The sequence below is a fragment of the Odoribacter sp. Z80 genome (genome assembly GCF_009935865.1).
GTDB lineage: Bacteria > Bacteroidota > Bacteroidia > Bacteroidales > Marinifilaceae > Odoribacter.
Map to the genome: position 1 here is coordinate 177,773 of NZ_QWEL01000002.1, position 23,724 is coordinate 201,496.

The 23,724-nt window shown below is 44.9% G+C and carries 23 protein-coding genes and 2 tRNA genes; 11 read left to right on the forward strand and 14 right to left on the reverse strand.

All coding sequences use genetic code 11. The features are described 5' to 3' along the window. Positions 1-73: 73 nt before the first annotated feature. The 5 genes from D1136_RS02525 (at position 74) to D1136_RS02545 (ending at position 7,623) form a co-directional block, all read left to right on the forward strand. Entirely contained in the window at positions 74-3,097 is a 3,024-nt protein-coding gene (locus D1136_RS02525; RefSeq protein ID WP_161876054.1) for a glycoside hydrolase family 3 N-terminal domain-containing protein, read from the forward strand. Positions 3,098-3,230: 133 nt separating this feature from the next. Then, entirely contained in the window at positions 3,231-3,926 is a 696-nt protein-coding gene (locus tag D1136_RS02530; RefSeq protein ID WP_161876055.1) for a succinate dehydrogenase cytochrome b subunit, read from the forward strand. An 83-nt stretch (positions 3,927-4,009) separates the two neighbouring features. Continuing rightward, entirely contained in the window at positions 4,010-5,950 is a 1,941-nt protein-coding gene (locus D1136_RS02535) for a fumarate reductase/succinate dehydrogenase flavoprotein subunit (protein ID WP_161876056.1), read from the forward strand. A gap of 26 nt (positions 5,951-5,976) precedes the next feature. Then, entirely contained in the window at positions 5,977-6,738 is a 762-nt protein-coding gene (locus D1136_RS02540; RefSeq protein WP_161876057.1) for a succinate dehydrogenase/fumarate reductase iron-sulfur subunit, read from the forward strand. Positions 6,739-6,834: 96 nt separating this feature from the next. Next, a complete protein-coding gene (locus D1136_RS02545) occupies positions 6,835-7,623 on the forward strand; it encodes an alpha/beta fold hydrolase (RefSeq protein WP_161876058.1) in 789 nt (262 codons plus the stop codon). A 16-nt stretch (positions 7,624-7,639) separates the two neighbouring features. On the opposite strand, the gene D1136_RS02550 is transcribed toward D1136_RS02545, so the two are convergent. Then, complete coding sequence (locus tag D1136_RS02550; RefSeq protein WP_161876059.1) at positions 7,640-8,710, reverse strand: hypothetical protein; 1,071 nt, start codon at positions 8,708-8,710, stop codon at positions 7,640-7,642. A 64-nt stretch (positions 8,711-8,774) separates the two neighbouring features. On the opposite strand from D1136_RS02550, the gene D1136_RS02555 reads away from it, so the two are divergent. Continuing rightward, positions 8,775-9,749 carry a type I phosphomannose isomerase catalytic subunit gene (locus D1136_RS02555; protein ID WP_161876060.1) on the forward strand — a complete coding sequence of 325 codons (975 nt, stop codon included), beginning with the start codon at positions 8,775-8,777 and terminating at the stop codon, positions 9,747-9,749. Between the two features lie 298 nt (positions 9,750-10,047). Here the strand turns inward: D1136_RS02555 and D1136_RS02560 are convergent, their stop codons facing one another. The 6 genes from D1136_RS02560 to D1136_RS02585 all read right to left on the reverse strand — a co-directional run bounded on the left by D1136_RS02560 (position 10,048) and on the right by D1136_RS02585 (position 14,529). Then, positions 10,048-10,323, reverse strand: coding sequence for a hypothetical protein (locus tag D1136_RS02560; RefSeq protein ID WP_161876061.1), 276 nt, complete (start codon positions 10,321-10,323; stop codon positions 10,048-10,050). Positions 10,324-10,432: 109 nt separating this feature from the next. Beyond that, a complete protein-coding gene (pyrI, locus tag D1136_RS02565; RefSeq protein ID WP_161876062.1) occupies positions 10,433-10,888 on the reverse strand; it encodes an aspartate carbamoyltransferase regulatory subunit in 456 nt (151 codons plus the stop codon). 30 nt (positions 10,889-10,918) lie between these two features. Next, positions 10,919-11,827: an aspartate carbamoyltransferase gene (pyrB, locus tag D1136_RS02570; RefSeq protein WP_161876063.1), complete on the reverse strand. Its 909-nt coding sequence runs from the start codon at positions 11,825-11,827 to the stop codon at positions 10,919-10,921. A gap of 215 nt (positions 11,828-12,042) precedes the next feature. Then, positions 12,043-13,257: a bifunctional phosphopantothenoylcysteine decarboxylase/phosphopantothenate--cysteine ligase CoaBC gene (gene coaBC, locus D1136_RS02575; RefSeq protein ID WP_202623041.1), complete on the reverse strand. Its 1,215-nt coding sequence runs from the start codon at positions 13,255-13,257 to the stop codon at positions 12,043-12,045. Positions 13,258-13,340: 83 nt separating this feature from the next. After that, positions 13,341-13,694 carry a DNA-directed RNA polymerase subunit omega gene (locus D1136_RS02580; protein WP_161876064.1) on the reverse strand — a complete coding sequence of 118 codons (354 nt, stop codon included), beginning with the start codon at positions 13,692-13,694 and terminating at the stop codon, positions 13,341-13,343. Between the two features lie 34 nt (positions 13,695-13,728). Continuing rightward, positions 13,729-14,529, reverse strand: coding sequence for an outer membrane protein assembly factor BamD (locus tag D1136_RS02585; protein WP_161876065.1), 801 nt, complete (start codon positions 14,527-14,529; stop codon positions 13,729-13,731). 273 nt (positions 14,530-14,802) lie between these two features. Here D1136_RS02585 and D1136_RS02590 point away from each other — a divergent pair, with 273 nt between their 5' ends. Next, on the forward strand, positions 14,803-16,059 hold the full coding sequence (locus D1136_RS02590; RefSeq protein WP_161876066.1) for a pyridoxal phosphate-dependent aminotransferase family protein: 1,257 nt from the start codon (positions 14,803-14,805) through the stop codon (positions 16,057-16,059). Positions 16,060-16,109: 50 nt separating this feature from the next. Here D1136_RS02590 and D1136_RS02595 read toward each other — a convergent pair whose 3' ends face one another. From D1136_RS02595 to D1136_RS02625, 7 genes are all read right to left on the reverse strand, one after another. Beyond that, positions 16,110-17,867: a DUF4091 domain-containing protein gene (locus D1136_RS02595; protein WP_161876067.1), complete on the reverse strand. Its 1,758-nt coding sequence runs from the start codon at positions 17,865-17,867 to the stop codon at positions 16,110-16,112. Between the two features lie 27 nt (positions 17,868-17,894). After that, entirely contained in the window at positions 17,895-18,692 is a 798-nt protein-coding gene (locus tag D1136_RS02600; RefSeq protein ID WP_161876068.1) for a M48 family metallopeptidase, read from the reverse strand. A gap of 128 nt (positions 18,693-18,820) precedes the next feature. After that, positions 18,821-19,870 (reverse strand): tRNA preQ1(34) S-adenosylmethionine ribosyltransferase-isomerase QueA, encoded by a 1,050-nt coding sequence (queA, locus tag D1136_RS02605; RefSeq protein WP_161876069.1) that lies wholly within the window; start codon positions 19,868-19,870, stop codon positions 18,821-18,823. Positions 19,871-19,980: 110 nt separating this feature from the next. After that, on the reverse strand, positions 19,981-20,697 hold the full coding sequence (truB, locus tag D1136_RS02610; protein ID WP_161876070.1) for a tRNA pseudouridine(55) synthase TruB: 717 nt from the start codon (positions 20,695-20,697) through the stop codon (positions 19,981-19,983). A gap of 9 nt (positions 20,698-20,706) precedes the next feature. Continuing rightward, positions 20,707-21,507, reverse strand: a complete 801-nt coding sequence (locus tag D1136_RS02615; RefSeq protein ID WP_161876071.1) for an undecaprenyl-diphosphate phosphatase — start codon at positions 21,505-21,507, stop codon at positions 20,707-20,709. A 71-nt stretch (positions 21,508-21,578) separates the two neighbouring features. Continuing rightward, positions 21,579-21,845: a DUF3098 domain-containing protein gene (locus tag D1136_RS02620; protein ID WP_161876072.1), complete on the reverse strand. Its 267-nt coding sequence runs from the start codon at positions 21,843-21,845 to the stop codon at positions 21,579-21,581. A gap of 32 nt (positions 21,846-21,877) precedes the next feature. Continuing rightward, positions 21,878-22,744 (reverse strand): ABC transporter permease, encoded by an 867-nt coding sequence (locus D1136_RS02625; RefSeq protein WP_161876073.1) that lies wholly within the window; start codon positions 22,742-22,744, stop codon positions 21,878-21,880. Positions 22,745-22,951: 207 nt separating this feature from the next. Here D1136_RS02625 and D1136_RS02630 point away from each other — a divergent pair. The 4 genes from D1136_RS02630 (at position 22,952) to D1136_RS02645 (ending at position 23,696) form a co-directional block, all read left to right on the forward strand. Then, a tRNA-Gly gene (locus D1136_RS02630) sits at positions 22,952-23,024 on the forward strand. 15 nt (positions 23,025-23,039) lie between these two features. Next, a tRNA-Leu gene (locus D1136_RS02635) sits at positions 23,040-23,127 on the forward strand. 187 nt (positions 23,128-23,314) lie between these two features. Then, positions 23,315-23,572 (forward strand): Arm DNA-binding domain-containing protein, encoded by a 258-nt coding sequence (locus D1136_RS02640; protein WP_237566973.1) that lies wholly within the window; start codon positions 23,315-23,317, stop codon positions 23,570-23,572. Continuing rightward, entirely contained in the window at positions 23,481-23,696 is a 216-nt protein-coding gene (locus tag D1136_RS02645; protein WP_202623055.1) for an ABC transporter permease, read from the forward strand. Before D1136_RS02640 ends, D1136_RS02645 begins: the two co-directional genes overlap by 92 nt. Positions 23,697-23,724: the final 28 nt, after the last annotated feature.

Sequence of the window (23,724 nt, forward strand, 5' to 3'; positions counted from 1 at the left end):
TATAAAAGAAAGCATTCTCTTCAGAATGCTTTCTTTTTATATATTTGCGGAAACATCCCTACATCACATGAATATGAAATTTATCCTTGTTCTCTGCCTGCTTGTTTTCTTACAGGAACGGAACGTGCAATCGGCCACGCTTCCGGAACAAAAAGCAGAGGCATGGGCCGATTCTGTTTTGCAGCAGATGTCCCTGGAAGAAAAAATCGGCCAGTTGTTTATGATTGCAGCATATAGCAATCAAACAGAAAATTATGAAAACAACCTGGAACAACAACTGCTCAAATACCAGGTGGGAGGGATTATCTTTTTCCAGGGCGACCCGGTACGCCAGGCAAACCTGATACGCCGCTACCAGCAAAAAGCCAAATATCCCCTGATGATAGGGCTGGATGCCGAACATGGCATCGGCTGGCGGCTGAAATCCGCGATGGAATTTCCCAAAATGCTGATTGCAGGAGCCGTCCAGAACGACAGCCTGATTTATGCCCTGGGCGCTGCCATAGCCCGGCATTGCCGAGAAACCGGCGTTCATGTGAATTTCGCTCCCGTAGCAGACATCAACAGCAATCCGCAAAACCCCGTCATCGGCATGCGTTCGTTCGGAGAAGACCCGGAACAAGTGGCACAGAAAACGATCCTGTATGCCAAAGGTTCCATTTCCAGAGGAGTACTTCCGGTGGTGAAGCATTTCCCCGGACATGGAGATACAGACACCGACTCTCACCACGCCTTACCCATACTCCCTCATTCCAGACAACGGCTGGATTCCATAGAACTCTACCCGTACCGGGCCATCATTGATGCCCGCCTGCCTGCTATTATGACCTCACATTTGGCCGTAAAAACCCTTGACACGACAAACATTCCGGCTTCCCTCTCTCCGGATGTCATACAGAAGGTATTAAAAAAAGAATTAGGCTTTCAGGGCCTCTGCTTTACAGATGCATTGAACATGAAAGGAGTAAGCCAGAACCATACTCCCGGTGAGATTGAAGTAAAAGCCCTGTTAGCCGGAAACGATGTATTACTCTTTCCTGAGAACCTGGAAAAAGCAATAGCCGGCATAAAAAAAGCCATCACCGGCAACCTGCTCCATGAAACACTCATCAACGAAAAATGCCGGAAAATATTAACATTCAAACACCGGTATGTCCTTCCCAACCTCCTCCCGGACAACCAGAATTTACAGCCGCGACTCCACACCCCCCAGGATTCTGCCCTGCAACAACAACTATACCGGGAAGCAATCACTTTAATCAAAAACGAAACCTCACTGATTCCTCTGAAACGATTGGATACTTTACAAATAGCCAGCATTCATTTCGGAGGGAAAAAAATCAACACTTTCCAGAATTACTTAAGCCGCTATTCCAAGGTCACCCATTTTGCAACAGACAAAAACCTCTCCGATGAGGAAATCCGGAATTGGGGTAATAAACTTAAAAACTACAACTGCATCATCATCTATAACTCCGCAGCAAATCATTCTCCCGCCAAAAACTTCGGTTATTCCATCACCCTGAGCAAACTCATCCGGCAACTGGCCGGGAAAAAAATCATTTTTTGCCACCCGGCCATCCCTTACGGGCTGGAAAAATATACCGGCCTGCCGGTAGACGCTTTTCTGATTAGCTACGACCACCACCCCTGTGCCCAGCAATTTATGGCGCAGGCTGTTTTCGGAGGCATCAGCATACGCGGGAAACTACCGGTCAGTATCAGCCCGGAATATCCTGTAAAAACCGGCATCCGGACTTTCAAAAGCAGATTAGGATACCTCCCCCCTGAAATGACCTGCCTGAATCACTCCGTCCTCTACCAAATCGACTCTTTATGCCAACTGGCTATCCGGCAGAAAGCCACTCCGGGATGCCAGGTACTGATTGCCAAAGACGGGAATGTTGTCTACAACAAAGCATTCGGATACCATACCTACCGCAAAGAACAAGCCAACACCGATAAAGATATTTACGACATCGCTTCAGTAACCAAAATTACGGCAACCCTGCCGGCACTCATGAAGCTATATGATGAACAGCAAATCCGGCTGGACTCTCCTTTATCGTCTTATTATCCTCCCCTGGAAGATACCGATAAAAAAGATCTGAACCTGAAAGAAATACTCTGCCATAATGCCGGGCTGAAAACTTTTCTTCCCTTATTTTCCAATGCCATAGACAAAAACTCCATACCCGGACCCCTATTTACCACCTGCCGGACCCCTTACAATACTACCCGGCTGAACGACCGCCTGTATGTTAACCTGAATTACAAATTCCGGGACAGTACCATTTCCCATACCCCCAAAGAAGGTTACCTCTGTTTAGCTCCCGGAGTATATGTATTCCCCAGCTACCAAGACACCGTTCTCCAAACCATCCTGCACTCCCCGCTCAGTGAAAAAAAGACCTATGCATACAGCGATTTAGGATTCATCCTGCTGAAATTTGCCATTGAGAACGTAACCGGAGAACCCCTCAACAGTTATTGCCAGAAACACTTCTACAGCCGGTTAGGCATGAACAACACCGGTTTCCGGGCCGCAGAAACATTGGACCAATCGGATGTCATTCCCTCATGCGTGGATAAACTCTACCGGAAAACAGAACTTAAAGGTTATGTACACGACCCTACTGCAGCCTTATTGGGTGGCATTGCCGGTCATGCCGGCCTGTTTTCCACCGCAGAAGACCTCGCCAAGATATTACAAATGTATTTAAACCAAGGGACATACGGGGATGAATATTACCTGGCTCCGGAAACCCTGAACACTTTTACGGAGAAAAACACCTTATTCCCCCAAAACCGGAGAAGCTTCGGATTTGACAAACCGGAACCGGACAGTACAAAAATCGGTCCCACCTGCCATAACATTCCGTTAACCAGCTACGGGCACACCGGTTTCACCGGCATTATGGCCTGGTGTGACCCGGACAACAACCTCTTGTATCTTTTCCTGTCTAACCGGACCTATCCCGACGAGTTCAACACCAAACTATCCGAAGAAAACATCCGGACCAAAATACAGGAAATCATCTATCAGGCATTGGATTTGAAAAAAAGGACAAAAGAACAGTCCCGGCCGGCAGCCTGATTCTATCCATTACGGAAAAAATTCCGAATTTAGAATCATTCTAAGTTTAATAAAAGAAAATATTTATAGAAAAAGGATACCTTTGCAAGACTATAGGAAAATTAAAACCAGTAATTAAAAAATAGAACAAATTATGAGTAATTTTTGGACTTCTTCTATCGGGAAAAAAGTCGTAATGAGTCTTTCAGGACTTTTTCTGATCACATTTCTCTGCGTCCATTTGGCGCTGAACTTACTGTTAATTTTTGACAACAGCGGTGAATTATTCAATCAGGGAGCACATTTTATGGCTACGAACCCGCTGATCAAAGTGGTGGAACCCGTCCTGGCCATCGGATTTATTATCCACATCATCTGGGCTTCCGTATTAACCTTACAAAACCAAAAAGCCCGTCCTGTCAAATATAACAAAAGAAACCAAAGCCAGAATGCCACATGGGCTTCCCGTAATATGTTTATCATCGGCGGATTGGTACTGATTTTCCTGGCCATTCACCTTTACAATTTCTGGTGGAACATCAAATTCCCGTCTTTAAGCTTCGTAGAGATGGGAAGCGTTCAGGTAAACGGCGTTGAAATGGAAAATACCTACGCTATGGTAGCAGGTCTCTTTAAAGAAAGCATCGTGTATTGTGTCATCTACATCATCGGGGCTATCTTCCTGGGACTCCACCTCACTCATGGATTCTGGTCTGCATTCCAATCCATCGGTTTTTCCAATGACCTCTGGAGAAAACGCCTGGAATGGGTGGCTTATCTCTTTGCATTCATATTTGCTGTAGGTTTCAGCATCATTCCCCTGTATTTCATTGCAGGCTTAGGAAATTAAATCAATTGTAATCGCAGGTTGTAAATTCGGAATACATCTCTGCAACTCAGAATCTAAAGTCGAAAACTTAAAACTATCTTATTATGTCAGTAATAGATGCTAAAATACCCGCCGGACCGTTGAAAGACAAGTGGTCAAACCACAAAGCCCATATCGGCGTTGTCAGTCCGGCCAATAAAAAGAAACTGGATGTAATCATCGTAGGCACCGGATTGGCCGGCGGCTCGGCAGCAGCCAGTCTGGCAGAATTAGGCTATAATGTAACTGCCTTCTGTTATCAGGATTCTCCCCGCCGTGCACACTCCATTGCAGCCCAGGGAGGTATCAACGCTGCCAAAAACTATCCCAACGACAACGACTCTGTATTTCGTTTGTTTTATGAAACCATCAAAGGTGGTGACTACCGGGCACGTGAAGCAAACGTTTATCGTCTGGCCGAAGTAAGCAACGCCATCATCGACCAATGTGTGGCACAGGGTGTACCCTTTGCACGTGAATACGGCGGTCTGCTCGCAAACCGTTCTTTCGGAGGCGCACTGGTAAGCCGTACTTTCTACGCCCGCGGCCAAACCGGACAGCAATTGTTGCTGGGGGCTTACAGCGCCCTGAACCGGCAGATACAAGCCGGGAAAGTGAAAATGTACAACCGCCACGAAGTGTTGGATGTCGTAGTCGTAGACGGCAAAGCACGCGGCGTGATAGCACGCGATATGGTTACCGGTAAAATTGAACGTTTCGGCGCCCATGCGGTAGTACTGGCTACCGGAGGTTACGGAAACGTATTCTTCCTGTCTACCAATGCTATGGGATGTAACGGTAGTGCCGCCTGGCAGGCTTACAAAAGAGGTGCCATGTTCGGTAATCCCTGTTTCGTACAAATCCACCCCACCTGCATTCCGGTACACGGCGACCAGCAAAGCAAGCTGACACTGATGTCCGAATCATTACGTAATGACGGACGTGTATGGGTACCGAAAAAAATCGAAGATGCCAAAGCATTGCAGGCCGGCACACTGAATCCGAACGATATTCCCGATGAAGACCGTGATTTCTATCTGGAACGCCGCTATCCGGCCTTCGGAAACTTAGTGCCCCGTGATGTGGCCTCCCGTGCTGCCAAAGAAAGATGCGACGCCGGTTTCGGAGTAAACAACACCGGTAAAGCCGTATTCCTGGATTTCAAATATGCCATCGAACAATTAGGACGCGACACCATCGAAAAACGGTATGGCAACCTGTTCCAGATGTACGAAAAAATCACAGCCGTTGACCCCTACCACAATCCGATGATGATTTATCCGGCCATCCACTATTCCATGGGCGGACTGTGGGTAGATTACAACCTGATGACTACCATTCCGGGATTGTATGCCATCGGAGAATGTAACTTCTCCGACCACGGTGCAAACCGGTTGGGAGCTTCAGCCCTGATGCAGGGTCTGGCAGACGGATATTTCATCCTGCCGTATACCATCGGAGACTACCTGGCAAAAGACATTCAGACTCCGAAAATCAATGTCAACTCAAAAGAATTTGACGAAGCGGAAAAACGCGTCACCGACCGTCTCCGCGAACTCTATGACATCAAAGGAACCAAATCGCCCGACCATTTCCACAAAGAACTGGGACACATCATGTGGGAATACATCGGAATGGCACGTGAAGCTGCCGGCCTGAAAAAAGCCATCGAACTGATTGCCGCATTGAAGGAGGAATTCTACAAAGACCTGCGGATTACCGGTGAATTTACAGCAATGAATAATGAACTGGAAAAAGCCGCAAGAGTGGCAGACTTCATAGAATTGGCAAACCTGATGGCTCATGATGCATTGGACCGCAATGAATCCTGCGGAGGTCATTTACGGGTTGAGTCGATGACATCTGAAGGGGAAGCACAACGCGATGACGAACACTTCAAATATGTTTCTGTATGGGAATACAAAGGGGAAAACAATGCCCCCGAATTACATAAAGAAGAACTGGTGTTCGAGAACATCCAACTGACCCAACGTTCTTATAAATAAAATCATAAGTCAAAAATCAATTTGTTATGGCAGATAAAATATTAAAAGAACTGACTCTGAAGATCTGGCGGCAAAAAGACGCAAAATCAAAAGGCGAGTTTAAAACATATAAAGTTCACAATATCTCTACCGGTACTTCATTCCTGGAAATGCTCGATATTCTGAATGAACAATTGGTGGAACAAAACGAAGAACCGGTAGCATTCGACCACGATTGCCGTGAAGGTATTTGCGGAACCTGCAGTCTGTTTATAGACGGCCGTGCTCACGGTCCGGACGATGATGTAACCACTTGCCAGTTACACATGCGCCGTTTCCAGGACGGAGCAACCATCACCATCGAACCCTGGCGGTGCGGTGCTTTTCCGGTTATCAAAGACCTTATTGTTGACCGGAAAGCATACGACAAAATCATGCAAGCCGGCGGTTACGTATCGGTCAGCACAGGCGGAGTGCCCGATGCCAATGCCATTCCAATCGCCAATGACAAAGCGGAGGAAGCAATGGATGCTGCCGCATGTATCGGCTGCGGAGCGTGTGCCGCTACTTGTAAAAACTCATCAGCCATGTTGTTCGTAGCTGCAAAAGTATCCCAGCTGGCTCTTTTGCCCCAGGGAAAAATTGAAGCAGCCCGCCGTGCCAAAGCCATGGTGGCTAAAATGGACGAACTCGGTTTCGGTAACTGTACCAATACCGGAGCTTGTGAGATGGAATGCCCGAAAAGTATTTCCATTGCACACATCGCCCGCTTGAACCGCGAGTTCCTGAAAGCAAAATTAAAAGACTAAGCTTTCAGTTGACCGGTTTTACCGGAACACATACAAAGAGGCCGGCTGAAAGTTTTATTTTCAGCCGGCCTTTATCATACGCAAATCACAATTACAATGGAGTTGTTTTTCCGGAAAGAAGGCCATCCGGCCTTGCCGCCACTCATTCTGCTTCACGGTCTGTGGGGAGCCTCCGACAACTGGCTACCGGTTGCCCGCCTGTTATCAGAACACTTTTTTGTTCTGTTACCGGACTGCAGAAACCATGGACATTCCCCGCACGCCCCCGGGAATAACTATCCCGCGTTAGTAAAAGACCTGGAAGAATTTATTGACCAGCTCCATTTGTCGGTAAAACCTTTCTTAGCCGGACATTCCATGGGAGGGAAGGTCATTATGCATCTCTTGCTAAAATCGCCCCGGATAGCAGCAAAAGCAGCCATATTGGATATTTGTCCCAAAACTTACCCCTCCATGGAAGAACACTGCCGGCTGGCAACATTCATGACCCGCTTCCCACTCAGCCACTACCACCGCCGGGAAGAAATTCACCGCCACATCCGCCAATGTATCGGCAACGAAAAAGAATGCCAGATTTTATTTAAAAACCTTTATAAAACGGTTTCAGGATTCAAATGGAAGACCAACACAGAAGTGCTGCAAAAATACTTGCCGGAACTCGCTTCCTGGTCACTTCCGGCAGGACAGCCTTCCTATCCCGGGCCTATCCTCTTTGTGAAAGGAGAGGTCTCCCCTTACATCCAGCCGCAAGACGATAAGATTATCCTATCCTACTTTCCCCGGGCCCGTTTCAGTACCCTTGCCTCTGCCTCCCACTGGTTGCATACGGACCAACCGATGCTGCTCTCCCAAACCTTAAGCCGCTTTTTTCTGGAAGAGCCATAACCGGAATCCGGAGTTATTACTCCCAGACAAACGCCTTGGTAAAATAACTTACCGCTTGCAGATTGGCATAACTGTATTCATCATTTACCACATCAACACCCCGTTCAAACAAAAGAGCCGTTAACCGGACCACATACTTTTCCCCCCGGACCAGTTCCGTCCATTTATTCAATTCTCCGGCTGTTGAATGTTGTATTTTCAGCAAACGGGTCCCCCGGGGTTGTACCCGGCTGACAAAATAAGGTTTGGTCAAATCCATATTTTCCGGAAAAACCTCCACCCGGTAATATACAGCTCCCTCATAAGGCAACCAACTGACATGCAAAGCACTGTTTTTACTGTCGGCAGAGAGCTCCATCTCTTCCGGCAAACGCTCCGGTAAATTCTCACCGGTAACCAAATCCCTCAGTTTCACCTGCTCATTCTTTCCTATCCGCAAATAAAACCGGATTTCCTGAAAGGTTCCGTCCACATCAAAAGCCTGGCCGGTATTCCGTTCAGTCCAATAAAAACCGTGATTCTCCATGGAAGCATATTCATTCTCCCCGGTAATCAGGAACGCCTCCCGCAAATTTACGTTTCCCCGCACATCAGCTCCCAAGCGCGTCCGGTAATGGTTTTCCTCCGTATATTCATTCACCAGATAAGCGTCTGCAGTCAGGTTATCCAGATATCCTAAATCAGTCCTGTATTCCCGTACTCCTTGCTGATTCACCATCACCGTCATATAATCGGCACCGCTACGCTGCACATTCCACTCCACCTGCTTTCCGGCATTGTATTTCAGCAAAATCACATTTCCCGTATTTTCCCACGTCCCGGCAACACTCTCCTGACGGCCGCCAAAATCAACGGTTTTTAAAATACCTCCCCTTTCCAGACGCAATGCCTCCAACAAATCCTCCCGGTCCATACCATAAGCATCTCCCGCCCAGGCATTGTAATACCATGTCTTCTCCGTCAGCAACGCCATATCCACAACCCTGTCATCTCTCCCTTCATTCTTCTGGCAAGCATAAACCAGACAAAGTATTCCTATCCAAATCCAACTGTTTCTTATTGTCTTCATCTCCTTATATCCAACCATTTTTCAAATTTTCGTTATACATTTGCACTGTAAAGCGTAACCGTACAATTTTTATACCAAATATATGCTATACCCATTAAAATTCAAACCCATTCTCAAACAAACCCTCTGGGGCGGTAGTAAATTAGCCGGAAAAGGCAGTAATCCCCACATCCGGGAATCCATCGGTGAAAGCTGGGAGATTTCCGGAGTCCAGGACAATATTTCCGAAGTTACCGAAGGGCCGTTGGCCGAAAACACCCTGGAAGAACTCATCGAAATATACATGGGGGACCTGGTCGGGGACAAGGTATACGATAAGTTCGGAGTAGAATTTCCTCTGTTGATTAAATACATAGACGCACGCGACAACCTTTCCATTCAGGTTCACCCGGACGACGCAACCGCAAAAGAACGCCACAATGCTTACGGAAAAACAGAAATGTGGTACCTGCTCGACGCCGAACCGGAAGCCGGATTAATTATGGGGTTCAAACACGACACAACACAACAAGAATACCTGCAAGGACTTCACAACAACACCCTCCCTGCACTGCTGAACACGGAAAAAGTGAAAAAAGGAGATTGCTTTTTCATCCCTGCCGGCACCGTGCATGCTATCTGTAAAGGCTGCTTCATCGCCGAAATCCAACAGACCTCCGACATCACCTACCGTATTTACGATTACAACCGACGGGATAAAAACGGAAATACACGGGAGTTACATACCAACCTGGCAACAGACGTTATCAACTACAACGGGCAGACACAACACGCCATCCCCTATCATCAGCATGAAAACCACACGGAAGAATTAGTCGACTGCGAATATTTTACCACCAATTACCTGAAATTCAACAAAGAAATTGAAAAAGATTACATCGCATTAGATTCTTTTGTCATTTACATGTGTCTCGAAGGAAATTTTACGCTGGTATACGAAACCGACAAAACAATACAGGTCAGGAAAGGGGAAACCGTACTCATTCCGGCTTGCCTGAAAAATCTCTTTCTGCTCCCGGAAAAAGAAGCGGAAATACTGGAAATCTACATCCGTTAAAAGAAATCATCCTCAAAAGAACCCCCTCTGAAAGTCCATAATCCACCACCTTTAGAGGGGTTCTTTCAGAACCATCCGCTTCCCTTTATCAGAAATAATAATTAAAGCCTATTTCTGCATTCAGGTTAAAGCCTAACTCAAAAGACTGATTGTCACCACCAAACCTTTCATCTAATTTTTAATGTACTCTCCCACTTATCTCTTTACTCAATTCCTCATCCTCTCCCATCAATTGTAATACAATCTCATATACTTTCGTACACGTATTTCTCCTATACACACATATTCTTTCCTATTTTTATAAACAGGAGAACCAAACAGCCTTTTCATGACTTACCACACCATAACACATCGTCCAAGACAAGACATTCATAAATATACAAAAATTACCCGACATATCAAAATCCATATACTCGTCCCCCCCCCCGGAACAGGCCCGCCGGAGGCAGGGTTCCTCCGGGGATTGGCCCCTACAGGTGCGGTGTTCCTCCGGTACTCCTGCGGTATTGCTGCGGTATACGTGCGGTACTCCTCCGGTCGCCACCGCAGGAATACCGCACCACATCCGCACCATATCCGCACCGGTGCAAGCCCAACCTTAGCCTTCCCCACGAAAAAAGGTGCCGGTTCCGGCACCTTTATTTAAAACAGCTTTACACTTCCTCCCCCCCTCCTGCCTTAAATCAATTCATCTCCATATGCTCCTGGTCAGTCAGTTTTTCACAATAATGACATTTCAGAACAATAGGAGCGTTGTTCACCACCGTAAATTTCGTTCTTACTTTCTCGTGATTGGTGATACACTTCGGATTCATGCACTTTACAATTCCTTCCACTTTTTCCGGTACGTTCACTTTCTTTTTTTCCACCACATCATAATCCCGGATAATATTAATTTTTGCAGAAGGAGCCACCAATGCCAGTTTATTTACTTCTTCATCTTCCAGGAATTTATCCCAGATTTTTATAATCGCTTTTTTACCCAATTTCGTGCTTCGCAGATTCACACCCAATGTCATCGCATTTTCCATCTCGGAAAGTCCCAGTACATTAATCACATCAAACAGTTTACCTGCAGGAATATGGTCGATTACCGTTCCGTTTTCTATTGCGCTTACCTGTAATTCTTTCTTAGCCATAACAACATGATTTAAAGTCGTAAACATAAATTATTTTAATCCCAAAGCCTTGCATATAATAGCCTGCCGGGCAAATACCCCGTTACGGGCCTGCTCAAAATAGTAAGCTTTCGGATTTTCATCTACGTCCACATCAATCTCATTCACCCGGGGCAGTGGATGCAGAATCCGCATATTCTCTTTCGCATGGGCCAACATAGCATTCTTCAGAATATAAACATTTTTCACTTTTTCATATTCCAACGGATCGGCAAAACGCTCACGTTGCACGCGGGTCATGTATAAAATATCGGCTTTATTGATAACCTCATCCAGTTCCGTATGTTCAAAATAAGGAATGTTCAGTTCTTTCAGGTGCATCTTATAGGCTTCAGGCATCTGCAGAGATTCCGGTGCCACAAAATGGAAGGTCGGATGGAAATGACTCATCGCCTGTAACAGGGAGTGTACCGTACGGCCATACTTCAAATCGCCCACCATGCAAATATCCAGATTCTCCAAAGTTCCCTGAGTCTTATAAATAGAATACAAATCCAGCATCGTCTGCGAAGGATGCTGGTTTGCCCCGTCCCCGGCATTCACCACCGGATGTACCGCCACCTCACTGGCATAACGGGCAGCCCCCTCCACCGGATGGCGCATAACGATCAAATCCACATAATTATCTACCATTTTAATGGTATCTTTCAGCGTTTCTCCTTTGGTTACACTCGAAGAAGATGCATCGGAAAAACCAATAATACGTCCCCCCAAACGGTTGATGGCCGTTTCAAAACTCAAACGGGTACGGGTAGAAGGTTCAAAAAACAAAGAAGCCACCACCTTCCCTTCCAACAGGCGCTGATTCGGATTCGCCTCAAACTCCGAAGCTGATTTCAAAACTTCCAGAATCTCTTCCTTGGTATAATCTTCAATGGATACTAAGCTACGTGTGTTCATACTTATATATTTATGTTACAAATTACCTGATTGCAGAACAAAAAAAAACCAACATATCTCTCATGTTGGTTTTTAAATGTATCAATAAATTCACGATTCTGTCTGAAAAATCTGACAGTACGCCTGTAAATACCGATATGCAAATACGCTGATTTCATCTCAGAACTCAAAAGTATACAAAAATTTCAATAGTAAAAATTTTCTGCATCCTAAAATCAGACTTTTTTACTTCCTGTCATTCCGGCAATACGGTCTACAATATCTTTAGCAACTTCCCTTTTTCTTTTCAATCCGTATGCATACTGGTTTTCCTCCCGGTCTATCAAAGTGACCTTATTGGTATCATAACCGAAACAGGCCTCTTTATCCTTCAGACTGTTCAAAACAATCAAATCCAGATTTTTGCGGTGCATTTTTTGTATGGCATGACAGGTCTCATCATGGGTTTCCAAAGCAAATCCGACCAATAACTGTCCGGCTTTTTTGCGCTTTCCCAATTCAGCAGCAATATCCGGAGTCGGTTTTAAATCCAGATGCAAGACCTCTTCCCCGCGTTTCAACTTCAACCCGGACTTCTCTAACGGAGTAAAATCGGCCACTGCGGCACATGATACGACAATATCACAATTTTCCGCATGCTTCAATGCCGCACCATACATTTCTTCCGCAGACTCCACATCCTCCCGGCAAATGGCAGGATGCACCGTCTGTAAATGGACAGGTCCGGCAACCAAAAACACCTCGGCCCCCCGGGCAGCAAACTCCTCTGCCAAAGCAAACCCCATCTTCCCGGTAGAATAATTGCCGATAAACCGGACAGGATCTATCTTTTCGTAAGTAGGACCGGCAGTCACCAATACTCTTTTCCCTTTGAACTCCGCTTGCCGGACCAAAAACTGACGAATAAAATCCACGATCTTTTCCGGTTCTTCCATCCGTCCTTTTCCAACCAGACCGCTGGCCAGTTCCCCATCCTCCGGTTCTATCAACAGATTCCCATAACTTTTCAATATCTCCAGATTTCTCTGTGTAGCAGGATGTCTGTACATATCCAAATCCATAGCCGGAGCGATGACGACCGGACATCTTGCCGAAAGGTAGGTCGTTAACAAAAGATTGTCAGCCACTCCGTGGGCCATCTTACCGATTGTATTGGCCGTTGCCGGAGCTACCACATACAGGTCAGCCCACAATCCCATATCCACATGAGAATGCCAGTCTCCGTTTTCCGGATTATAAAACTCCACCATAACCGGATGTTTGGACAAAGTGGCCATCGTCAAGGGAGTAATAAACTGTTTAGCCAATTCCGTCATCACCACCTTTACCTCGGCACCTTCCTTCACCAACAGGCGCACCAGGGAAACCGATTTGTAAGCGGCAATGCTGCCCGTTACCCCTACTATAATATGTTTTCCTTTCAACATCATGGGATCTTCCGATGAACTATAAAGTACCAATACTCCCCCTGCTGCGGGGATTATTGGTACTTCATTATTTTATATAAAATCACTTACAATGATTTCTTTTCTGTCGTTTTCTTTTCGGAAGAGGCATTTCTGAAATAAATCTGTCCCTCTTCAAATTCCTGAGTGGCAATCAAAACAGGTTTCGGAATCCGTTCATAAAATTTAGAGATTTCTATCTGTTCGCGATTTTCAAAAATCTCTTCCAGGTTATCTGTATAAGAAGCAAATTCCTGCAATTTACGGCTCAATTCCTCTTTCATCTCCACAGCAATCTGATTTGATCTTTTGGCAATAACAGCTACCGCCTCATAGATATTATTATCTGCTTTTGCAGCCAAAACAGCCGGATTACGGGTAATGGTGTTATTGGGCGCTTTCACTTTCTTAAAATCTACCATAATAATTGAACTATATATTATTGTTTATGTTATTTTAATCCTCAAACTTATAATTTTTCAGATAAGCATCAATCTCGTCATACTTTTTCTTCACGTCGGACGCGTAACGGCTATCCGGATATTCGTCTGCAAAATAGTAGTATTCCTCCCGGGCATTGTTATAACGTTCCAGCTTTTTCTCTTCCACACTGTTCACAGCCATCTGATATTTTGAAACAAACAGCATGTACATAATTTCTTCCCGGTATTTGGAGCCTGGAAAATCTTTCAAACAATTCTGTAAACTGATCACAGCCGCCTTATAATATTCCCGCTGATAATAGTTTTTTGCACTCAAATAAGCCTTATAGGAAAGTTTGTCCCGCATTTCATCCATATAACCGTTGATTTTGTCCTTCCGGCCACTCAAAGGATAACGGTTCAGATACAATTGAAATTCATTGATGGCTTTCTCTGTCACCGCCTGGTCCAGGCGCGGTTTCGGAGACGCCTTGTAATCACAGAAACCCATCATAAACAAACATTCCTCGGCAAAAGAACTTTCCGGATAAGTCTGTATCACCTGCTTAAACAAATCGGAAGCAATGGCGTAATCTTTGAGATTGTAATTACAAAAAGCCCGGTAATAAGCAATGTTAGGCGCTTTGCTGGTACCGATAAACACAGTACGGATTCCATCGAGCAAATTCAAAGCCCTTTGGTAATCCCCCTTGTTGTAGTACTCAATCGCTTTTTTATACATCAGCTGGTAGTCGTTACTTTTCAACAGCTTCTGATATTCCCCGCAAGAAGCCATCAAAACAATTACCAGCAAAAAACCTATACATTTCTTCATAACCCCGACATTAAACAAGCGACCCTGCAATCGCTTTTTTTGCATCATGCAAAGATAGAGGAAAAAAGGAAAAAGGAAAAAGGAAAAAGGAAAAAGTTTTCCTTTCGGTTGATTTCATGGCTTTGTATGCATACCTCATTCTGCCCGGCATACGGATAAGCACTTATACCCAATCTTTTCACTTTTACCGGATTCGCTTTTAGTTTTATTCTTTCTTTTATTACCTTTGTCCGACTTAAACCAGAATCTGTAAATTTTCAAAATACGATTAACGTGGACATTTTTGAAAGAGTAAAAAAACAAAGAGGCAATATCGGCCAATATGCCAAAGAGGCGCATGGCTATTTTGCTTTCCCCAAACTGGAGGGAGAAATCGGTCCCCGGATGATGTTCCGTGGCAAAGAAGTGTTAAACTGGAGCCTTAACAACTACATCGGCCTGGCAAACGACCCTGAAGTCCGCAAGGCAGATGCCGAAGCAGCCCAAAAATGGGGCCTGGCCTATCCGATGGGAGCCCGCATGATGAGCGGCCAAACTTCCCGGCATGAATACCTCGAAGCACAACTGGCTGAATTTGTAGGCAAACCGGATGCGTTCCTGGTAAATTTCGGTTACCAGGGTATGATTTCTATTATAGATTCCCTGACTTCCCGTTTCGATTGTATCGTTTATGACGCCGAATCACACGCCTGCATCATGGACGGTCTTCGTCTGTCTCCGGCCAAACGCTATGTTTATGTACACAACGACATGGCCAGCCTGAGAAAGCAACTGGAACACGCAACAAAATATGTGGAAACAACCGGCGGAGGAATTCTTGTCGTTACGGAAGGTGTATTCGGCATGGCCGGTGACCTGGGTAAACTGGACGAAATTACTGCCTTAAAATCGGAATTCAGTTTCCGCCTGCTGGTAGATGACGCACACGGATTCGGAACCATGGGCCCGACAGGCGCAGGCACCGGGGAACATTTCGGCGTACAGGATAAAGTAGACCTGTATTTCGGTACCTTTGCCAAAGCAATGGCCGGCTTCGGAGCATTTGTTGCTACAGAAGAAGAGATCTGCATGTCCCTGCGCTATACCATGCGCTCACAAATGTTTGCCAAATCATTGACTATGCCTATGGTGGAAGGGGCTATCAAACGCCTGGAAATGCTGAAATCCCAGCCCGAAAGACGTGAAAAACTATGGAAAATCGCCCATGCCCTCCAGAAAGGCCTCAAAGCCGACGGCATGAACATCGGCATCACCAATTCCATGGTTACTCCGGTATACCTGTCCGGCAGTGTAGCCGAAGGAATGCAGGTGGTCTTCGACCTGAGAGAAAACTACAACATCTTCTGTTCCATTGTTGTATACCCGGTTATCCCGAAAGGACAATTGTTACTGCGCCTCATTCCGACGGCGGAACACACCATGGAAGATGTTGAATATACCATCAAAGCTTTCAAAAACGTTGCTGAAAAATTAGCACGCGGAGAATACAACAAAGAAATCTTAATTGATGCCAGTAAATTAGATAAATAATTATACTGATGGTAATAAAAAAGAGGTTGTCTGCGACAACCTCTTTTTTATTACCATTCATTTATCTTCTTCCTCGCTTTATTCACCATATCGGCAGCAGGAATCTCAGCCAGCTTTTCCAGCCTGAACTCAGCCAGTATCTCGTCCAATTGTTTCAACCGGACAGGATTTTCCTTAAACTCTTCCCTTAATATCCGGACTTTCTCAAAGTCCTGTATTCCTTCAATCAATCTTTCCATCCGGACAGAAGAACGCCCTCCGGGATAAACCTGAAAACAATCTCCGCCTCCAAAGGCCCGGAAACGGGAATCACGCAACGGCTCCTTCACCCAACTATTGTAAGCCCAGCGCAAATAACCGTCAAAATCTGCGGCTGCCGCATACCAAGCATGCCATGCGGCTTCTGCCGGAGGCGAAAAAGTAAACATATTCGGATAAGACTCCGAGCAACACGTATAAAAAGTACTTTTCATCCCTTTAGCCCGCCGGCCGGCCAATACCTCCGGAGGATACACCTGCCCCGAAGCAATACTGTAATCCTCAATGTCCGCCTCTATCTGTTCATGATAATTGCCGGCCAATGCCACTTTAAAACCAGGGTCAGCCTCACGGATCAGGCTGATGGCCTTTTGCATCTGGTCCATCGGCCGCTCGTCCATCGCTATCGTTGTCTTCCCAAACCATCCTTTATCTTTCAGATGCCTGGCAAAATCCACCAAAAACGGCAGCCAAAACGCCCGGTATTCAGCCGATCCCACCTTAGCCTGAATAAACTTCATGCCATCCGAGGCCTGGTCATAGTAACGAAAGGATAATTTCCAGGGAATCATTGAATAACAATTGATTTCCCGGTCAATCCCCATCGACATCATAAATTCCACCCATCGGTCAAAAACAGTATAATCATAAGTCCAGCTTCCATCCAGCCGTTTTACCCGCATCACCATAGATTCAAACGGGTCTTCCGTTTGCCCGCCCCAAGGCTGGTGCATAATGGAAGCTGTAATGCATTTCTGCCCGGCATCGGCTAATTGCCGCATCATCGGACGCATATATTCCCAATGGGCTTCACTCCATAAAGGAACCTGATGATAGCGGGCAACAGCATAAGGATTCTGCCACAAATCCAACCAGAAAGCCCAATCCCGAGGAGCCGGCAATACCCTGTTCACAACTTTCACTTCCAATTCCAAAGCCGGGAAAACACATTTTTCTCCCCGGAAAGACACTTTTGCTTTATACAATCCGCTCTCCGCATCCGCAGGAATCCAGATATTAAACCAAACAGGCCGGGTATTCCTGGCTTTTATATCTTGCCTCACCTTCACATCCAAAATGTCTGCCACCAGAGAAGAATCAAACACAGAATGATCCGGACGATGCCCACAAGTACCTCTTTTATCCTTGTTTAATTCATCCGTCATGACATAACGCAAAAAACTTGCCCGGACAGCCGAAGCAGGTATTACCTTTCCATGAGGGCCCCTCAAATCGCCCACGGATACCTGCACATTCTTACAATCTTTGGTCGTCCAAAGCAATGCCAGCGCATTCACCCGTTCTCCTTTCCATCCGGTTAACTGTGCCTTTTCCGTTCTCTTCTCCAAAACAGGAGCTTCTGTTTTGGAATAGCGAACATCGACAGACCCCCAGGAACTGTTCAACGAACGTTTACAAAGCTCCCATCTCAAGGTATCTACCGGTTTATTATCCTTCAATTCTTCAAAATCCGGAATCATTTCCGGAGACTGAGCGCATAAAATACAACTTAGTACAACACACCATAAAGTAAGCCCACACTTTTTCATCTAAAAATCCTCAGGTTTAACACAACATTATTTTTTGTACTTCCGGACTTCCGGCAACAAATCACGGATTTGCTGTATCCGGTGTTCGTCAGAAGGATGGGTAGACATAAATTCTTTGGGTTTCTCTCCCGAACCCATTCCAGCCATCCTGGTCCAAAAAGGAATAGCTTCTTCCGGAGAATAACCGGCAATCGTCATAAAAATCAGCCCCAGCCGGTCCGCTTCCAATTCATGTTTCCGGGAAAACGGCAACACCACCCCGTAATTTGCTCCTGCCCCAATGGCAGTGCCCAATAACGTCCGGGTCGTTTCCGGTTTATCCTTCAAAGCATAGGCAGCAGCAGCGCTCCCTGCCTGTACCATCAATTGCTGGCTCATCCGTTCATTACCATGCCGTGCCACAGCATGCGCAATTTCATGGCCCATAACCACCGCCAATCCATTATCATCTTTACAAACCGGTAAAATTCCTTCATATACCACCACTTTTCCTCCAGGCATACACCAGGCATTCAGTTCAGGACTTTTCACAAGATTAAACTCCCAATTATAATCTTTAACCAGGGATTCCATACCCTGGGATTTCAAATAAGCCTCCACAGCCGAGGCTATCCGCTGTCCGACCTCTTTCACCTGTTTTGTTGCAGCAGCATCAGCAGAAAGCTTGTTCTCTTTCAAAAAGTCCTGATAAGAAGTCAGGCTCATCTGAACCATCTCGCTTTCCGGCATAATGAGTAATTGTTTCCGGCCGGTAATTGGAACCGTAGCACATTGTATTGACAGAACCAAGACTCCCGCTAAAACTCCGATTTGAAACCGTTTCATACCAAAAAATTTAATAGTTATTTTAATCGTCCGACCTATCTCATACGAACTGCTATAAAACAGGTTACAGATTTAGAACACCTGTAACCTGACCTTAAAATTTCATTCCTCCCCCCGGGACATTCCGTTTAAATAATCAACATGGCATCCCCGTACGTACCAAATTGATACTTTTCCTTGACTGCCACATCATAAGCTTTCATTACCTGGTCATATCCGCCAAAAGCAGCAACCATCATTAAAAGAGTGGAATAAGGCAAATGAAAATTGGAAATAAAGGCATCGGGAACACTAAAATCATAAGGCGGAAAAATAAACTTATTCGTCCATCCCTGATATTCCGTCAAACGCCCTTTGGTGGTCACACAACTCTCCAAAGTCCGGACCACAGTCGTACCGACAGCACAGATTTTGTGTTTCTCATCTTTTGCCTTATTGACAATCTTCACCGTTTCTTCTCCCACAATAATCTGTTCCGAATCCATCTTATGTTTGGTCAGGTCCTCCACATCCACCTCTCTGAAATTTCCCAAACCCACATGTAAAGTCAGATACGCAAAATCTATCCCTTTAATTTCCATTCTTTTTAACAACTCCCGGCTAAAATGCAGTCCGGCAGTCGGAGCAGCAACAGCTCCTTCATGCTTTGCAAATATAGTCTGATAACGCTCTGCATCCTCCGTTTCCACCTTACGGGTAATGCTACGAGGCAGCGGAGTTTCTCCCAAACCGTACAAAAGTTTCTTAAATTCTTCATACTCCCCGTCATACAAAAAACGTAAGGTGCGCCCGCGGGAAGTAGTATTATCAATGACTTCAGCCACCAGACTGTCATCTTCCCCGAAATACAGTTTATTGCCGATGCGAATCTTCCGCGCCGGGTCTACCAAAACATCCCAGATCCTCAAATCCCGGTTCAGTTCCCTCAATAAAAAAACCTCAATTTCTGCACCCGTCTTCTCCTTATTACCATACAAACGGGCAGGAAAAACCCTTGTATCATTGAAAACGAAAACATCCTTCTCGTCAAAATAATCAATGACATCTTTAAATACTTTATGTTCGATTTCCCCGGTTTTTCTATTTAACACCATCAAACGACATTCGTCGCGGTTCGGAGAAGGATGTTGGGCTATTAACTCCGTTGGTAATTTATATCTGAATTTGGATAATTTCATAGTTACCGTATATTAAATCAAGGCTTTAACAATCAGAATTCAGTCAATAAAACAAGGAAATATTCCTTTTCAGATGCCGGAATACCCCAATTTTATCAAAACGGCGCAAGTTACATCTTTGTTTGAAAAAAAGCAATCAATTCATCCATTTTATTTGCCTGTTCAATCCGGAACTCTCCGATACGTGTGCGGCGCAAAGCAGCAAGGTAAGCACCACTTTCACAAGCCTTCCCGATATCATTGGCCAACGAACGGATATAAGTCCCTTTTCCACAATCTATCCGTAAAACAAGTTCCGGAGCTTTATATTCCAATAGTTCCAACTCCTTCACAAAAACCTCACGCACAGGCATTTCCACATCACTTCCTTTTCTGGCTTTCTTATAAGCCCGGTCTCCGTTGACCCGTATCGCAGAATAGGCAGGAGGCACCTGAGTAATTGTCCCGGTAAACTGCTGCAAAATCCCGGCTAAATAAGGCACATCTATATGGGCATAAGGGAAACTCCCCTCCGGAACAGTCTCCAGGTCAAAAGAAGGAGTCACAGCCCCAAAACGCACCGTAGCCACATATTCCTTCTCCTGGGCCATGAACATTTCTATCTGTTTGGTCCATTTTCCGGTGCATACAACAACCAGTCCCGTCGCCAAAGGATCAAGCGTACCGGCATGTCCCACCTTTATTTTTCCACAACTGGATTTTAAGCACCACCGGATTTTATTCACCACATCAAACGAAGTCCATTTCAAGGGCTTGTCTACCAATATCAATGCCCCTTCCTGAAAATTTCCCGGCTCTTTATAAATAATATTGCATCCGCCAACCATTCGCACAGATTACAAAAAATGGTAAATCAAAACCACTGTTCCCACAACCAAACAATACACGGCAAACCAAATCAATTTTCCTTTTCTCACTAAATTCAGCATCCACTGACAAGCCAGGAAACCGGAAATAAAAGCTGCACAAAAACCGATGAACAAAGGCACAAACGATACAACAACATTTGCCCCGTCTGCTTCCGTAAGCATATCTTTTACTTCCAACAAAGCTTCTCCCAGGATAGGTACCAATACCATTAAAAAAGAAAACTTTGCCACATTCTCTTTATTATTCCCCAACAAAATACCGGTAGCAATGGTAGAACCGGAACGGGATAATCCCGGCAACACCGCACACGCCTGTGCGGCTCCAATCAGAAAAGCATCCCTAAAGGAAATCACTGTTTTCTGCCGGGGTTTGGCATAATAAGCAAAAGCAAGCAGGCAGGCCGTCACCAACAGACAAGCCCCGACAACCCCCAGTCCTTCGCCGAAAACCGCCTCCACCTGTTTTTTAAAACAAAACCCCACAACCGCTACCGGGATCATGGAAACCAATATTTTCAACACATATTCTGTCTCTTCATTCATCCTGAATTTGAAAAATCCCTGCAACAACCGGGCAATTTCTTTTCTCAACACCACCAACGTACTGCATACTGTCGCAGCATGTACCACAATCTCGAAAGTCAGATCCCGGGTGATTTCCACCCCCAGAATCTCTTTAAATATCTGTAAATGCCCGGAACTGCTGACAGGTAAAAACTCAGTCAAGCCTTGAACAATCCCAAGCACCAACGCTTCTAACCAAGACATAGAAAAAATTATAAATTATAACCGATTATAATCAAGTAATGCAGCCTCCGTCCATGAGCCGGCTTTCCGGTTCATTTTTTTTCCGGCTTCCGCATAATGGCCCAGACCACAAAACCAAAGCCACTCAAAACCACAATAGGAGCCAATGTAATCCGCCGGAAACTGAATATCTCATAATTAAACACATTCGGGTCATCACTTCCTCCCCCCATCATCAAAATAAAACCCAAAACAACAATTCCGAAACCAATCAGAATCATTTTATAACTACCCACTGGAATAGGGAAACCGCCCTTATTTTCCGAAGATGTATTTTTCAACTTCTCTTTTTGTGCCATATTCAATCTCTTAACTAATTTATTATATTCCATTAATTATACAAATCATTCATATCTTTCTTCAGATAGCGGTTCACCGACATCCATGCCGAAAGCAACGAAAGCAATATCCCGCAAACCATCACTGCGAGAACCATCACAACCAATAACTCTTTGTTCATAAAATCAATTACTCCTCCGACCTCTTTTTGCAGGAAAAAAACGGCGGCCAGCAAAACCAAATTGGCAAACATACTACCGAAAAAGCCGAACCAGATTCCATTCTGAATAAAAGGTTTACAAATAAAAAAAGGTTTCGCCCCCACCAGCTGCATGGTTTTGATGAGAAAACGCTGGGAATAGACCGCCAAATGGATGGTATTGCGTATCAGGGTAAAAGATATCAGCATCAGTGCGGCTCCCGCAATCAGCAAAATAATACTAATCCGCCGGACATTCTCATTAATCATATGGACCAATGATTTTTGATAAGACACCTCCTGGATGACTTCATTTTTTAAAAGTATTTTTTCAATCACTGCCAACGAATCATTATTGGCATAAACCGGATTCAGTTTTATTTCAACAGAAGGCAAAAGAGGATTATATCCCAACACTTCTTCAAAATCTTCTCCCAATTCTTTCTTAAAGGTACGGGCTGCCTCATCCTTACTAATAAACACCGACGAAGAAACAAAAGGCTTTGTATCCAAAATCTTCTGCATTTTTTTTATCTCGGCTTCATTCACGTCATCTTTCACAATAATGGAAAAACCGATATTTTGCTTTACATGATCAGAAACCTGCCTGGCATTTAATAAAATAAAAACCAAAATCCCGATCACCACCAGCACCAATGAAATACTGAGTGTAGAAACGAAATAAGACCCTGCAACTCTTTTCTTCCCTTTTGCTGCCATCTTCAAATTTTATTTAGAATAGTCCGAACCCTGATTTCTCACCCTTAAATTCCTCACCTCTATACATTCCTTTTCAGGATTATTTCAACACGACAAATATAAGAATTATATCCAATTATTTTTTACCAAATATTTGTACAAAATAAAAAAGGACGTATATTTGCACTCGCTAAAGTGAAAAGTTCTTTTCTTATAGCTTATCATCAGGCGAAAATAGCTCAGTTGGTAGAGCACGACCTTGCCAAGGTCGGGGTCGCGGGTTCGAGTCCCGTTTTTCGCTCTCTCTACGGAGGATGCTCGAGTGGTGGAATCGGTAGACACGCAGGACTTAAAATCCTGTGGCCATTGCGGCCGTGCGGGTTCAATTCCCGCCTCGAGTACCACAAAATCAGGAGGTTACAGAAATGTCACTTCCTTTTTTTATGTTCTGACCCACCTGTATTTCCTTGGTTTTAATTGAGTTTTGACAAGCTGTTTTAGCTATGTTTTAGCTAACTAAAACACATGAACGCTTCAATATCAGTCATTTGTTACAAATACAAAACACTGAAAAACGGAGAATGCGCTTTAATGCTCCGTATTATCAAAGACCGCAAAAGCAAGTATCAAAGTTTAGGATTATCTATCCCTCCTCAATTTTGGGATTTTGAGAAGAACCAACCAAAGCGTAATTGCCCTAATCGTGATGCTATACTTCGACTAATCACAGAGAAAACAAAAGAGTATCAACAGCTTTATGAAATGGATACTGCTGGCTTTCGTTCTGGCATGCCCGGTGGCATGGTATGCCATGACAAGCTGGTTGAGCAAGTTCGCCTACCGCATTGATTTAAGCTGGTGGATTTTCGTTCTGGCAGGAGCGTTTACTGCTTTCATCGCCTTGCTGATCGTAGGCTGGCAAAGTATAAAAGCTGCAATGGTGAATCCGGTATACTCACTGAAAAATGAGTAAAAAAATAAGCCTCCCTAAATTCAGCAGA